Annotated in this window: 14 protein-coding genes; 3 read left to right on the forward strand and 11 right to left on the reverse strand. The window is 55.7% G+C overall.

Features of this window, described 5'->3' with window-relative positions:
• The first annotated feature begins 57 nt into the window (after positions 1-57).
• Positions 58-1,428, forward strand: a complete 1,371-nt coding sequence (locus BMF08_RS08435) for an NAD-dependent succinate-semialdehyde dehydrogenase (protein ID WP_072570409.1) — start codon at positions 58-60, stop codon at positions 1,426-1,428.
• Between the two features lie 148 nt (positions 1,429-1,576).
• A complete protein-coding gene (locus BMF08_RS08440; protein ID WP_072570410.1) occupies positions 1,577-2,311 on the forward strand; it encodes a Fic family protein in 735 nt (244 codons plus the stop codon).
• A gap of 39 nt (positions 2,312-2,350) precedes the next feature.
• Here BMF08_RS08440 and yjiA read toward each other — a convergent pair whose 3' ends face one another.
• The 4 genes from yjiA to BMF08_RS08460 form a co-directional block, all read right to left on the reverse strand.
• A complete protein-coding gene (gene yjiA / locus BMF08_RS08445; RefSeq protein WP_072570411.1) occupies positions 2,351-3,307 on the reverse strand; it encodes a GTPase in 957 nt (318 codons plus the stop codon).
• Positions 3,308-3,319: 12 nt separating this feature from the next.
• On the reverse strand, positions 3,320-3,514 hold the full coding sequence (locus BMF08_RS08450) for a YbdD/YjiX family protein (protein ID WP_072570412.1): 195 nt from the start codon (positions 3,512-3,514) through the stop codon (positions 3,320-3,322).
• A gap of 96 nt (positions 3,515-3,610) precedes the next feature.
• Complete coding sequence (locus tag BMF08_RS08455) at positions 3,611-5,761, reverse strand: carbon starvation CstA family protein (RefSeq protein ID WP_072570413.1); 2,151 nt, start codon at positions 5,759-5,761, stop codon at positions 3,611-3,613.
• A gap of 259 nt (positions 5,762-6,020) precedes the next feature.
• Complete coding sequence (locus BMF08_RS08460) at positions 6,021-6,563, reverse strand: hypothetical protein (RefSeq protein WP_072570414.1); 543 nt, start codon at positions 6,561-6,563, stop codon at positions 6,021-6,023.
• 230 nt (positions 6,564-6,793) lie between these two features.
• Between BMF08_RS08460 and tsr the strand changes: the two genes are divergently transcribed.
• Positions 6,794-8,455, forward strand: a complete 1,662-nt coding sequence (gene tsr, locus BMF08_RS08465) for a methyl-accepting chemotaxis protein (RefSeq protein ID WP_072570415.1) — start codon at positions 6,794-6,796, stop codon at positions 8,453-8,455.
• Positions 8,456-8,657: 202 nt separating this feature from the next.
• Here the strand turns inward: tsr and opgB are convergent, their stop codons facing one another.
• From opgB to BMF08_RS08500, 7 genes are all read right to left on the reverse strand, one after another.
• Entirely contained in the window at positions 8,658-10,949 is a 2,292-nt protein-coding gene (gene opgB / locus BMF08_RS08470) for a phosphatidylglycerol--membrane-oligosaccharide glycerophosphotransferase (RefSeq protein ID WP_072570416.1), read from the reverse strand.
• Between the two features lie 247 nt (positions 10,950-11,196).
• Complete coding sequence (locus BMF08_RS08475; protein ID WP_072570417.1) at positions 11,197-11,688, reverse strand: DUF2501 domain-containing protein; 492 nt, start codon at positions 11,686-11,688, stop codon at positions 11,197-11,199.
• A gap of 84 nt (positions 11,689-11,772) precedes the next feature.
• The gene (gene dnaC, locus BMF08_RS08480) at positions 11,773-12,510 is read right to left on the reverse strand and encodes a DNA replication protein DnaC (protein WP_072570418.1); all 738 of its coding nucleotides are present in this window, start codon (positions 12,508-12,510) and stop codon (positions 11,773-11,775) included.
• Between the two features lie 2 nt (positions 12,511-12,512).
• Positions 12,513-13,052, reverse strand: coding sequence for a primosomal protein DnaT (gene dnaT / locus BMF08_RS08485; RefSeq protein ID WP_072570419.1), 540 nt, complete (start codon positions 13,050-13,052; stop codon positions 12,513-12,515).
• Positions 13,053-13,268: 216 nt separating this feature from the next.
• Positions 13,269-13,697, reverse strand: a complete 429-nt coding sequence (locus tag BMF08_RS08490; protein ID WP_072570420.1) for an organic hydroperoxide resistance protein — start codon at positions 13,695-13,697, stop codon at positions 13,269-13,271.
• A gap of 71 nt (positions 13,698-13,768) precedes the next feature.
• A complete protein-coding gene (locus BMF08_RS08495; RefSeq protein ID WP_072570421.1) occupies positions 13,769-14,221 on the reverse strand; it encodes a MarR family winged helix-turn-helix transcriptional regulator in 453 nt (150 codons plus the stop codon).
• A 54-nt stretch (positions 14,222-14,275) separates the two neighbouring features.
• Positions 14,276-14,917, reverse strand: coding sequence for a TetR family transcriptional regulator (locus BMF08_RS08500; RefSeq protein ID WP_072570422.1), 642 nt, complete (start codon positions 14,915-14,917; stop codon positions 14,276-14,278).
• Positions 14,918-14,956: the final 39 nt, after the last annotated feature.

The raw sequence follows: 14,956 nt of genomic DNA on the forward strand, positions 1-14,956 counted from the left end.
CGTCTACCATTAATAACCCAGATAGCATTTTTTACTGCCCATCAGGAGGTATTTGATATGGCGTACCAGACAATGAATCCTTTTACCAACGAGCTTGTAAAAGAGTATCCGCCCCACAGCGATGCCGACGTCGAAAGCGCGCTGCAAAAAGCCGATGCGCTTTACCACTCCGACTGGGCGAAAGGGGATATTGATCAGCGGCTGCCGATCCTGCACCGCCTGGCCGATCTGATGGAAGAGCAGCAGGAAGAACTGGCAAAAATTGCCACCCAGGACATGGGTAAGCTGATTGAACAGAGCCGTGGCGAAGTGGCGCTGTGCGCGAAAATCGCCCGCTATTACGCGGATAACGCCAAAGCCTTCCTTGCGCCGGTGAAATATGACTCCGATCTGGGCGACGCCTGGGTTGAGCATCACCCGATTGGCGTACTGCTGGCGGTGGAGCCGTGGAACTTCCCTTATTATCAGCTGATGCGTGTGCTGGCCCCAAACCTAGCCGCCGGTAACCCGGTGCTGGTAAAACATGCGAGCATTGTGCCGCACTGTGCCGAAGCCTTTGCGCATCTGGTGCGTGAAGCGGGCGCGCCGGAAGGGGCGTACACCAACCTGTTTATTTCATCCGATCAGGTATCAAACATTATCGCCGATGACCGTGTGCAGGGCGTGGCGCTGACCGGTTCAGAAAAAGCCGGTGGCATCGTCGCTGCGCAGGCGGCGAAGAAACTGAAAAAATCGACGCTGGAGCTGGGCGGTAACGACGTGTTCGTGGTGCTCGACGACGCCGATATGGAAAAAGCGGTGAAAGTGGGTGTCATGGCGCGGTTGCAGAACGCCGGGCAGGTCTGTACCGCGGCGAAACGCTTTATCATCCATGAGGCGGTGGCGGATAAGTTCCTTGAAAAATACACCGAGGCGTTCCGTCAGGTGAAGATGGGCGATCCGCTGGATGAAAGCACTACCCTTGGCCCGCTATCCTCGAAAGATGCTGTCGAAACCCTGACCAAACAGGTGGCCGAGGCGGTGAAAAATGGCGCGACGCTGCACTATGGCGGTAAGCCAGTCGACCACAAAGGTAACTTCTTTGAACCGACCATTCTCACCAACATTACCCGTGATAACCCGGCGTACTTTGAAGAGTTCTTCGGCCCGGTGGCGCAGATCTATGTGGTGAAAAATGATGATGAAGCGGTGAAGCTGGCGAACGATTCCCACTACGGTCTGGGCGGCGCGATCTTCAGCCAGAACATCGAGCGGGCCAAAGGCCTCGCCTCGCGTATCGAAACCGGGATGGTTTACATCAACTCGCTGACCGATACTGCGCCGGAGTTGCCGTTCGGCGGCGTCAAGCGCTCCGGCTTTGGCCGCGAGCTGTCGGATCTGGGGATCAAGGAATTTGTGAACCAGAAGCTGGTGGTGGTGAGTAAGTAATTACTGATTAGCATCATGGCCCTCCCGCAGGGGAGGGCCAACCTCCTTCCGCTTTAAGCCTCTTATTCCCCAGATTCAAACGTCATATTAGCGATGTGCTAAAACTGTGAAATAATAACCAGCATCAAGAATGATACGGGAAAGAGCGATGTCGACTGAACTGCTGGGGCTGACCTGGGACGCAAGCGTGATCCCGGAGGTTAAAAACGTGGGTACCCGCGTGGCGTTATTTACCTTTAAAACCCATATGGCAGGTTTTGTGTGGGACGCGGCACAGCTGGAAAATAACCCCTATACCTATGTTGAAGTTAAAACCCTGCTGGATGGCGTTACCGTCGGCGGCCATAAAGTTAGTGATACCGAGCAGGTGTTAAACCTTGCTGACAGCAGCAAAAAGCTGATTGAGCTGGTGCAGACCGGGCGGTTTGATCTCGATAAAAAAACCTTCACGCTGCTACACAGTATTATTGCCCGTAACGAAGCGCTGGAATGGGGCGTTTTCCGGGGTGAAGGGGATGAGGTGCATTATCAGGCCCGCGTTCACCTGGGGGAACTGGGTACGCATTTTCCGCCCGCAACGGAAGCCGGCGCTCCGGAACTTAACCGGATATTTTCAGAGGGTGCCCGCCAGATCAAAACCCTGCCGCCTTTTGAAGGCGCGCTGGCCATGTTCCTTTTTGGCGCTTATTTTCAATTTTTCTTTGACGGTAATAAACGCACCAGTCGTCATATGATGAATGGCTGGCTGATGCTGCACGGCTTCAACCCTATCAGCATCCCGGCTGCCCGTGCGCTGGAATTTAACGCCCGAATGGTGCGTTTTTATCACAGTAAAGATGCCACCGAAATGATGAAGTTTCTGGTGGAGTGTTATCAGGATTAACGTTATGCCGGATGGCGGCTGCGCCTTATCCGGCCTGGATTATTTCTTCAGCCCCATAAACGCCGCTCTGATCTCCTCTTCCGGCAACTGTACCCCGATAAACACCAGCTGGCTGTGCGGTGGCTCGTCGCCCCACGGACGGTCCCAGTCGGCGCTGTACAGGCGCTGCACGCCCTGGAACAGCAGGCGATTCGGTTCGCCGTCGATCCACAGCATCCCTTTGTAGCGCAGCAGCTTTTCCGCGAAGCTCAGCAGCAGATTTTCCATCACCCGCGACACCTCGCTGATATCCACCGGGTAATCCATCTCCACCACAATAGAGGCTATATCGTTCTGCTTATCGCTCATAAAATGGAAGCGCGGCTTTGCCGGTACGATGGTTTCTTCCAGCATAAAGCCATGAGTGTTAAACAGCAGCGCCAGATCGGTTTCACCGTGGATCACGGTGTAGACAGGCGCGCGGGCATTGATGCGCGCCAGCCGTTCGCGCAGCGGTTCGGCCTCGCCAGCAATATCGGTTTTGGTGAGCAGAATGCGGTCGGCATAGCCCACCTGCGACTGGGCCAGGGTGAACTGGTTCATCTGCTCATCGGCATGCACCGCGTCCACCAGCGCGATCACGCCGTCCAGCAGGTAGCGCTGGCAGATAATTTCATGATTGAAGAAGGTCTGAATAATCGGACCGGGATCGGCCATGCCGGTGCATTCGATCACCAGACGGTCAAATTCGATGTCGCCTTTGTCGAGGCTGTCGAGCAGATCCAGCAGCGCGTCCTGTAATTCATTAGAACGACTACAGCAGATACAGCCGTTGGTCAGGGTTTTGATCTGCGTGGCGCGATCGCCGATCAGCTGAGTATCGACGGAGACTTCCCCGAACTCATTTTCAATGACGGCAATTTTATAACCGTGCTGTTCATTGAGGATATGGCGCAGCAGGGTGGTTTTTCCTGCGCCAAGAAAACCGGTGAGAAGGGTGACGGCAATCGGGGTCATGAGGTTTCCTTCTTAACAGCAGCTGCTTCCGCCGCTGCCATAGCGTGCTTCCTGACGTTCACGGAAGAACTCGTTATAGGTCATACAGGGCTTGTCCGGGTGATTGGTTTTCATGTGTTCGACGTAGTTGTCGTAATCAGGAATACCAATCAGCATACGCGCGGCCTGGCCGAGATACTTTTTTGCTTCGCCTAAGTTACCAAACATTTTCCATCCCGATAAGAAAAAGCCCGGCGGCGCTACGCATGCCGGACCTGAAGTATTTTGTAGGGCGGGTCAGCGCAGCGCCACCCGCCAGGCTACTTAGTGATGCGAGGAGGTTTTCACGCCGCCTTCCGGCACTGGCACGTACGGCGTTTCTTTATCCGTGCGTACCGTGCTGTTACGGGCTTTCATCCAGGTTTTGAAGCCGTAGAAAATGATGCTGTACACCACCACCAGGAACAGAATGCTCAGGCCTGCGTTGGTGTAGTTGTTCACCACGATGTGGTTCATGTTCGCCACTTCCTGCGCGGTCAGCTCGCCGCCGGCGGCAATACGCGCTTTGTACTGGCTGGCCATGTAGAAGAAGCCTTCCATCTGCGGATTGTCGCTGAACAGCTTCAGGCCGAGCGCCCAGGTGGTGCAGATCAGCAGCCACACCGCCGGAACCATCGTCACCCAGATGTATTTAGTGCGCTGCATTTTCACCAATACCACCGTACCCAGCACCAGCGCCACGGCAGCCAGCATCTGGTTGGAGATACCGAACAGCGGCCACAGGCTCTTCACGCCGCCCAATGGATCGACCACGCCCTGATACAGCAGGTAGCCCCACAGTCCCACGCAGCCCGCCGTGCCGATAATACCGGCCACCAGTGAATCGGTTTTCTTCAGGAAAGGCACGAAGTTACCCAGAAGATCCTGCAACATAAAGCGGCCGGAACGTGTACCCGCATCCAGCGCGGTCAGAATGAACAGCGCCTCAAACAGAATGCCGAAGTGGTACCAGAAGCCCATATCAGCCCACGGCAGGATCTTGTGGAACACATGCGCGATCCCCACCGCCAGCGTCGGCGCGCCACCGGCACGGTTGAGCACGGATGGCTCGCCGATGTCTTTCGCGGTTTGCAGGATCTGCTCAGGGGAAATCACAAAGCCCCAGGAGCTGACGGTGGCCGCCGCATGCGCGGTGACGTCTTTCAGCTGCGCCATGATCAGCGGGCCGTTTTCACCACCCAGCTCATGCAGGTTTGGCATCACGATGCCCAGACCGGCAGGCGGGGTGTTCATGGCAAAGTACAGGCCCGGCTCGATAATGGACGCCGCCACCAGCGCCATGATGGCGACGAAGGATTCCATCAGCATTGCGCCATAACCGATAAAGCGCGCGTCGGTTTCACAGGCCAGCAGCTTCGGCGTGGTGCCGGAGGCGATCAGTGCATGGAAGCCGGATACCGCGCCACAGGCGATGGTGATAAACAGGAACGGGAAGAGCGCGCCTTTCCACAGCGGACCGGTACCGTCGATGTACTGGGTCATGGCAGGCATTTTCAGTTCCGGATTAAGGATCACGATACCGATAGCCAGACCGACGATGACGCCGATTTTCAGGAAGGTCGCCAGATAGTCACGCGGCGCGAGGATCAGCCATACCGGCAGCAGCGCCGAGATAAAGGCGTAGCCAATCAGCGTAAAGGTGATGGTGGTGTCTTTAAAGGTCAGCGCCGGGCCCCAGTACGGATCGTGCGCAATCACACCGCCGAAATAAATCGACGCCACCAACAGCAGGATACCGATCACCGACACTTCACCCACGCGACCCGGACGCAGGAAGCGCATGTAAATGCCCATAAAGAGCGCGATAGGCACCGTTGAGCAGACGGTAAAGACGCCCCACGGCGATTCCGCCAGCGCTTTCACCACGATCAGCGCCAGCACGGCGAGGATGATGATCATGATCAGGAAGCAGCCGAACAGCGCAATGGTGCCGGGTACCGGGCCCATTTCTTCTTTGATCATCTCGCCCAGAGACGCGCCGTTACGGCGGGAGGAGATGAACAGCACCATAAAGTCCTGTACCGCACCGGCCAGCACCACGCCCGCCAGCAGCCACAGGGTGCCGGGCAGATAGCCCATTTGCGCGGCGAGCACCGGGCCGACCAGCGGGCCTGCCCCGGCGATGGCGGCAAAGTGGTGCCCGAACAGCACGTTACGGTTGGTCGGCACATAGTTCAGGCCGTCGTTGTTAATGACCGCGGGCGTGGCGCGCGTCGGGTCAAGTTTCATCACCTTCTGGGCGATGTAGAGGCTGTAGTAGCGGTACGCCACGAGGTAAACCGAAACAGAAGCGACGACGATCCACAGGGCGCTTACGCTTTCACCCCGTCGTAAGGCGACGACCGCCAGACAGAATGCACCGAGGATCCCCAGTATCGCCCAGGGTAAGTGCTTAAGTAGCTTTTTATTATCCATATCAGACCTGGCTTTAAGACCGAAAAGGTCAATGTGTAAGTAGTGAGTTGAAGAGACAGCTTGCCGGGCAGATCATGACAAAGAGTGCGCAAAAAACGGGCGTAATCTGGCTAAGCGGTAGTTAATGGGGGGTGAGTGGTCGGCGTGAGGAGTAAGCGGTTAATTGCCGCTGTGAGCGCCGGAAAATGTGTGATTGCGATCACGTGAAAATTTACGTTTCGTAGAAGCGTATGGCAGCAGACGCTTCTACGGAAGCACTTTAAATAACGATAAAGCAGTATGGCGTGTTATCGATAGGTTGCAGCAGTACGTGTCTGTCACGTGATTTTGTCTGGTAATACTTATCGTTAAGGTAACGATCAATGAGTTGGTCGAGCCGTTCGCGATCAATCAACGTAGTAATGCCCAATGTCCAGAAGCTGCGCAGATCGATTTCAGAACGTTTAATACGCGCGCTCTTTTCCAAATCCCGAATCATATTTTTCACACAACTTGTGGGATCACGGTTCTGTTTTACTTCCAGCGCGATATAAGTATCCAGTGCCCAGCCTTTTTTTCGCAGCAGAAAATCGGTGCGCAGACTATTGCGTACCGGATTTTTACGTAAATCACACCCCAACGTCTGTTCACGCCACCACTCATGCCCGGTAGAAACCAGCAGGTTAGCAAATTCAATCTGCATCCAGATTTCCCAGCCAGAGATATCATACTGGTCGATAATGTTGAGCTTCTGGCGAATATCTTCCCGTTCAAAAAAAAGATGTAGCAAGGTCGTCAAATGGTCGTAATCGCGATCAATCATGGGGTTCTCCCGAAAAAATCACATTATATGCATGGTTTTTAGGATGAAAAACCATAATGTGATAATTGTTGTTACATCGTAACTTAATGAAAATTATCGGGATAACGTGCTGAATTAGACGACTGCATGGAAGGGGGCTACACACTCATCGACTACCGCTTATGCGATTTACCGTAAAGTTTTTCCTATCCAGGCCGACAAAGTGTTATTCGTCCAAAGGAATGAAAAACATGTTAAACCGTATCAAAATTGTGACCAGTTTACTGCTGGTACTGTGTTTATTTGGCCTTTTACAATTAACCTCCGGTGGTCTCTTCTTTAACGCCCTCAAGCATGACAAAGAAAACTTCACCGTTCTGCAAACCATTCGCGCTCAGCAGTCCACGCTGAACGGTAGCTGGGTGGCGCTGTTGCAGACCCGTAACACGCTCAACCGTGCCGGGATCCGCTACATGATGGATCAGAATAACATCGGCAGCGGCGCGACCGTGGCGGAACTGATGCAGATTGCGACCGCTTCTCTGAAGCAGGCGGAAGTGCGCTGGAACGAGTATCAGGCGCTGCCGCGCGATCCTCGCCAGAGCGAAGCCGCAGCCGCCGAAGTGAAGCGTAACTACGACATCTATCACGGTGCGCTGGCCGAGCTGATCCAGTTACTGGGCGCAGGCAAAATCACCGAGTTCTTCGATCAGCCAACCCAGGGTTATCAGGATGGCTTTGAGAAGCAGTATGTGCAGTATCTGGAGCAGAACGACCATCTGTATGACGTGGCGGTCGCCGATAACGACAGCTCCTACAGCATGGCGGTGTGGATCATTATCAGCGTGCTGACCGTGGTGCTGGCGGTGATTATTGCCGTGTGGTTCGGCATTAAAAACGTGCTGATTGCTCCGCTGCAACGTCTGGTGGAAAGCATCCGTCACATTGCGGGCGGCGATCTGGAACAGGATATCAACGTACACGGCACTAACGAGATGGGGCAGCTGGCAGACAGCCTGCGCCACATGCAGAGCGAGCTGGTACGTACCGTGGGCGACGTGCGCAGCGGCGCGGACGCGATTTACAGCGGCGCCAGCGAAATCTCCGCCGGTAATAACGATCTCTCCTCCCGTACTGAACAGCAGGCCGCTTCCCTGGAAGAGACTGCCGCCAGCATGGAAGAGCTGACCGCTACCGTGAAGCAGAACGCCGAAAACGCCCGTCAGGCGAGCCATCTGGCGCTCAGCGCGTCAGAAACCGCGCAGAAGGGCGGCAAGGTGGTGGATAACGTGGTGCAGACCATGCGCGACATCGCCGGCAGTTCGCAGAAAATTGCTGACATTATCAGCGTGATCGACGGCATTGCCTTCCAGACCAACATCCTGGCGCTGAACGCCGCGGTGGAAGCGGCGCGTGCCGGTGAACAGGGCCGTGGTTTTGCGGTGGTGGCCGGTGAAGTGCGTAACCTCGCCCAGCGTAGTGCGCAGGCGGCGCGTGAAATTAAGAGCCTGATCGAAGACTCTGTGGGTCGCGTTGAAATCGGCTCCACGCTGGTGGAAAGCGCCGGTGAAACCATGGATGAGATCGTCAGCGCGGTAACCCGTGTGACCGACATTATGGGCGAAATCGCCTCTGCCTCTGATGAGCAGAGCCGCGGTATCGACCAGGTAGGTCTGGCGGTGGCGGAAATGGATCGTGTGACGCAGCAGAACGCCTCGCTGGTGGAAGAATCCGCCGCTGCCGCTGCTGCCCTGGAAGAGCAGGCGAGCCGTCTGACGCAGGCCGTTGCGGTGTTCCGCACCCGTCGCGTCGCACGCCCGGCTTCAGCAGGTATCACCCCGGTGCAGACCATGGCGCCGACGGTGTTGACGCGTAAAGTCGCAACGACAGATGAGAACTGGGAAACGTTTTAAACTTTAAATGCCCGGTGGCGCTGCGCTTACCGGGCCTACAGGATTGCCTCTGTAGGCCCGGCAAGCCTGCGCCGCCGGGCATTAACGTTCAAATGGTTTGCTGATTGTAGGCCCGGCAAGCTTCGCGCCGCCGGGCATTAACGTTCAGATGGTTTGCTGATTGTAGGCCCGGTAAGCTTCGCGCCGCCGGGCACATCCAAATTTACCCGCCGACTTTCACCACTTTAATTTCCACCATCCCGATACCCAGCTGACGCGGTGAATGACCGAGAATATTGCCTTCGTTGGTCGACTGCGGATCCGGCGGGACGATCTCCAGCGTATTGCTGTGCGCCGGATTACTGAAGCGCAGCGTGGTGGTGGAAAGATCGTGACCGAGGGTCAGCGTCTGTTCGCTGTTACCGACGCGCACCGGGATAGGGCGATCGGCGTTCGGGCCAAAGGCTTTGGCGGTGATCACCAGATCAAACTCCGCGGGCAACGGCGCCTTGTATTCGATTTTCACCGCCTTACCAAGCTGAGCGTTCGACCAGCGTCCCCAGGATTCCGGACGCGAAATACCGCTGAACTGCTTCACTTCCTCCGGCGCGCCGGCGACGTTAAACACAAAGCTGTCGGCTTTGTAGCGAATATCGTTATCCACCACTTTTAATTTATCGACGTTCGCCTTATAGCGCAGGGTGTCGATCATGGTCTCTTTGAAGGCCGTTTTGCCTTGCCACTGTGCGCGGTCAACGCGCTGTACGCGCTGCTCGCCGCCCAGCTGTCCCTGGGAGACGCACCAGTCAGTGGACAGCGCCAGCTGCGGCGCCCACAGCTGCGCCATCTTGTAGCACTGATCGACCCACACGAAATTATCCCGCGGCGCGAAATCCGCCAGCTGGAAGCGCAGCGGGGCGGAGTATTCGCTCTCCGGCAGCGGCTCGACGCGCTGATCGGAAACACGCAACAGCAGCGGCAGACGGAAATGGCTGCCGGAAAAGGCGATCATCTTTTTGTCGGTATCGACGGTGAAATCCTTCATCTCTTTCGGGAAGTTCCACAGCCGGATGATGTCCGGCTTCCAGGACAGCACCTTCTCTTTCATATTCAGGAAGGATTCCGACAGCGACTGGCCGGAAAGGCTGCTGCGCCCGAGGCCGATAAAGTTATCGCCGCCGAGAATATCCAGCACAGTCGCGCCGTTATCCATGGTGTTGCGCTTGAGGCCGGACACGTCCTGCTGCGGTTTATCGCCACGCAGCACAAAGAACAGGTTGTTGCGATCCTGCTTGCTGAGGTATTTCCAGGCGGTGTTATTCATCGCCAGATGATCGGACGAGACCACAATCACCGTGTCCTTGTACCAGGGCGAGGCCTGGATTTTCTGGATCAGCGCCGCAATATGCTGCTGGCTACAGGTGACCGCGCTGAACGACTGGTTGAGTTTGCCGTCCATCTCATAGCGTTTACGATCGCAGGTCCGCGAGATAAAACCGTCAGGATGATGGGTGTCCACCGTCAGGGTGAACAGCGAAAAACGTTTGCCGCTTTTGGACAGTTCTTCGTACTTTTTCCACACCTCATCCAGCACGGTGTCGTCGTAAAAACCCCAGTCATTACGGTAAGCAGGATCGGCAACCTGGCTTTTCAACTCTTCCGCACCCACCAGATGATCGAAACCGTGGGATTTCAGGAACACGTCTTTACCGGCGAAACGCAGATTCGCGCCCTGCACGAAATGGTTTTCATAGCCGGAGTTTTTCAGGATATCCCCCAGACACAAATTCTGCGGGAAGAAGCTCGACATGGACGCAGAGGCGTTGCCTTCAAAAGGCGCGAACAGCGGAATGCCGCACTGGGAGGCCACCATACCGGCAATGGTGTAATCGGTGCCGGGCAGCTGCGCGGTATGGGTAAAATCGATGCTGTTATTTTTGATTGCCCCCAGCTCCGGCGTCAGATCCGGGAAGGCGGCGTTATCGAAATAAGTGCGCTCAAGACTCTCGCCGTAGATATAGACGAGGTTGAGTTTGGGATCCGGAATGCTTTTGGCGGGCACTTTATACCAGGTGTCGAAGTCCGGCGAGCTTTCCCGCGACTGGGATTTAACCAGCTCGGTGATCTGATGAAACGCCGGGCTGGCATCCACCGAGCCGAGCGCCAGCATCAGCGCCAGCAGGCTGTAGCCAAAATGAAAGGGCATATGGCGGCGACGGCGCAAAATCCAGCCGAGGGCGCTGAACACCGCAATCAGCGCGAGGATCAGGCCCGCGCCGGGCAATATGTACTTACTGACGCCCGCGCCGGTCAGGCTGTTGGTCAGCGTGTAGAGCACCGCATCGTTGATACCGTCACCGGTAAAGTAATCGCTGGCGTAGAGGGTGATATTAAGAACCACAAAAAGGCCGAGCACAATCAGCGTGGCGGTAAACCACCATGTATTGCGGCCTGCTTTCCAGGCGTAAATCACCACGGAAGCAAGAAAAAGGGCAAGGGAAAGTAATTCCGACACAGCCTGTCCTCATCAGTCGCCAGTCGCGCGGCTGGCCATTGCTGTTATTTTTGAGCGATACAATGTAAATGGGATGTCATACTGCTGCAATTCTAGTGTCATTAAATCGTGCAGTGATTCAGATTTGGTTTAGATGTGTGACTATTTGAAGAGCGTCGCATCTTTAAATGAGGCGGGAATAATGGCGGGCAAAGATGGAAAGCGGCAGGCGACGTCGCGTCTGTCATGAACGCGACGTTTACGCCCCTCAGGACAGGAAGCCTATCCCCTGTTTCAGTACGATATCGCAGGCTTTGGTTTTGACTTTCTCCGCCAGCGGGGAGTTGCCGATATTACTCAGGCTGAGTTGTTCACCCTCTTTGGTGTTAAGCAGTCCCTGGAGGCCATCAAGATAGTTGGTATCCTGCTGCTGCGCGGCGGGCGTACTCAGGCCCAGTTTTTCCATCACCTGATTTTTCACGTTTTCCGCATTGGTGACCGAGGCCAGCTTGTTTTTGGCGCAATACTGCAAAATGCCTGCGGCATTGTTCATGTTGTCGGCGCTTAACGCCTGGTTGCCGCCGTTAAGTAAGCCGCCCAGTGACGAGAGCGACAGGCCGCCCTGCTGTGAGTCATTGTTCTGGCTGAGCTGCGTGGCAGCGCTGGAGAGGGATTCCTGCCAGGAGGCGGCGTTGGCGGCGGTGGAGAGAAGGGCGCTGCCGACAAGGGCGCAGCAAAGCATACGTTGGGCTAATTTCATCTGGCGTACTCTTGGGTAATGCCCTGACGGGCAGGATCGGCCCATTATTACAGGGCCGACGCGCATTACGGGTTCAGATTGCTCTCAATACTCTTTTCCGGTGACGCGGCTGCGGTAGCTTTCCCAGTTGAATATCACCCACAGGCTGTTGCCCAGACGCATCCTGTCCATCACGCGCTCACCGAGCAGTTTGGTCATTTCGTCCATATTGCTGTTGGTCAGCATCCCGGTCGGGCGTTTGGAGGAGGAGCGACGATCGACGATCTGATTGATGATCACTTTTTCGTAGCGCGATTCGGACTGCATGCCGATCTCGTCGATCACCAGCAGATCGACATTGCTCAGATCGTTGAGCAACTGCTCCTCGCTGATCTGGCGATTATTGAAGGTGTCTTTCATCGCCGACATAATATCCGCCACGGTAATAATGAGCACCGATTTGCCGCGCAGCAGCAGTTCGTTGCAGATAGCCGCCGCGAGGTGATTTTTACCGGTGCCAGGCTTGCCGGAAAAGATAAAGCTGGCGATGTTGCCGTCGAAGGCTTCCACGTACTGACGCGCTTTGGCAAGGGCGTTCATCTGGCCTTCGTTCTCGACTTTATAGTTATCGAACGAGCAGTTCTGGTGTAAAGGACGGATGCCGGAGCGGTTAAAGGTGCGCTGCATTTTCATGGCGCGGTTTTCACGCGCAAGGGCAGCGGCGCGGATCTCACCTTGCTCTTTTTGCCACGCCAGCAGCTCTTCGCCCGTTTTAAACGCGGGTTTAACGTGCTCTGGCATCATCTTTTGCAGACGTTTCATCAGTTCGCCGACGTTTTTCATCATCATCCTCTGAAACCGGGTGGAATTTGATTATCAGGCTCGCTCACCGTGTTCACATCACGCCTGAGCGATGCGCCCTGGCTGGCGCGGCTCATCTGAACGCTGCGCGCCAGCTTTTGCTGCCACTGGATATGGTGGAAGACTTTGCCTTCCGCCTGCCAGTAGGCCACGAATGACGCCAGTTCTTCCGGCGTAACCGGCTGCGTCAGGCCGATACCCCACAGCGCTGCCTGACGCTGAAAATCCGCGTCGGGCTGCCAGGCGGGATACATGGCAAATTTCCCTATCGGCACGCTCACCGGCGCGGCCGCAGGTTCTTCATAAAACTGTGCGTCCAGCGCCACATCGCTGGCCGGGCGTTCCAGACGGGCTTCCAGTTCCAGCAACTGCGCCAGCCGCGCAGGGGTGAGCGCGTAAAAAGCCGGTGCATTATTGGCAAACACGGCCACCGTGCCGTGCGGCGCTTGCGCCAGAACGGTGGCGTGCTGGCGCGTAAAATCATCGATGCCGATGACGTTCGTGGACAGGATTCTGGAGGACATTGTGCTATCTCAAACTGACTGGTACAGACATTGCGAAGGGATCCGCAACTGATATGTGCACATAGTAGCACAGAGCGCTGCCCGGAAAGCAGTGCAGAAAAGAAAGCCGGGTTTCCCCGGCCTTAAGTGTTGACTAATCAACAGGATAAAGGAGGCGGCTGCGCAAGCGGGCAGCCGTCTTGTCCTCCCGAAAAGCCCCCTGGTGAGGGTAATAAATCAGGAAATAATGTTCAGCGTAACGTCGATGTTGCCGCGCGTTGCGTTGGAGTAAGGGCAAACGATGTGTGCTGCATCTACCAGTTTTTTCGCTTCGCTGGCATCCATACCCGGCAGGTGGATGTTCAGTTTGGCTTCGATACCAAAACCGGTCGGCAGCGGCCCGATACCCACTTCGCCTTCAATGAACGCGTCTTTAGGCATGGTGATTTTGTCGCGTGCGCTGACAAATTTCATCGCGCCGAGGAAACAGGCAGAGTAGCCCGCTGCAAACAGCTGTTCCGGGTTAGTGGCATCACCGCCTGCGCCGCCCATCTCTTTCGGCACGCCCAGTTTCACATCAAGTACGCCGTCAGAAGAGGTTGCGCGGCCGTCACGGCCACCGGTAGCTTTGGCAACAGCGGTATAGATCACTTTTTCGAGAGACATAATGTGTTCCTTTTGTATGCTATAAAATAGCGTGCTATTTATCTGCGAGCATAATCACTCTGAATGAGTCATTATGCGCGGTGTAAGTTTTCGCGTAACTTTTCCAGCTCCAGCTTGAGCGACGTCAGCGTGGCGGTATCGCAGGCGGCGGCGCAGCCTACCTGTTCAGGAATATCCCGCGCCTGTTCCTGCAACGCCCGGCCGCTGTCGCTCAGCGTGACCACCACCTGCCGCTCATCCTGGCGGGAGCGCTGACGGCTAATCAGCCCGGCGCTCTCCAGACGCTTAAGCAGCGGCGTCAGCGTGGCGGAATCCAGAAACAGGCGCTCGCCTATCTCCGATACCGTAACATCATCCCGTTCCCATAACACCAGCATCACCAGATACTGCGGGTAGGTCAGCTGCAAGGGCGCCAGCAGTTGCCGGTACACTTTGTTGAGCGCCAGATTCGCAGAATAGAGCGCAAAACAGAGCTGGTTATCAAGTTCCAGTACGCGGCTGGATGGAGCGGTCTTCGTCTTCATGAGATGAATATAGATAGTGCACGATTTAATTGCAAGTTATTTGTTTGCGACATGTCAGGGGCACAGATAACGCAGCACCACCTGCACCGCCATCGCGCGATAATGCGCTTCCTGGGCGGCGCTGTCGGCCCCGTCTTCAAACAGCAGGGTGAAGGTATAACTGTTGGCCACGAAGTGAAAACTGAAGCTGCTCATCAGGCGGTGGACGTCGCGTGCAGTGACCGTTTTATTAAAGAGCTGTTTGCGCTGCCCGCGCTGCAAAATATCTTCCAGCAGATCCAGCGCGCTGCGGTTTACCGTGCGCAGCACCGCAGACTCTTGCATGAAGCGCCCCCGCTGCATGTTTTCCATGCAGATGATGCGAATAAAATCCGGATGGGCGGCATGATAATCAAAGGTGCTTTCAACAAGCTGTACCATCGCTTCCACCGGCGGCATACCGGCAAGGTTCAGCCGTTTTTCACTGGCGCGAATTTCCGTATAGACGTGTTCAAGCACGCGTAAGTACAGGTTTTCTTTGGTTTTGAAGTGATAGACCACCATGCGTTTGGTGGTGCCCGCTTTTTCCGCGATCTGCTCCATGCGCGCGCCGTTTAGCCCGTATTCCGCAAACAGCGTAATGGCGCTGTGAAAGATTTTATCTTTCAGACTGGCTTCGTCACTTTTCTCTGAGGGATTACTGCCATGGTGCTCCACGCTCACTCCTTATAGGCCAAAACGCAAAGGGGGATTATC

This window comes from Enterobacter sp. SA187 (assembly GCF_001888805.2).
Lineage (GTDB): Bacteria > Pseudomonadota > Gammaproteobacteria > Enterobacterales > Enterobacteriaceae > Enterobacter_D.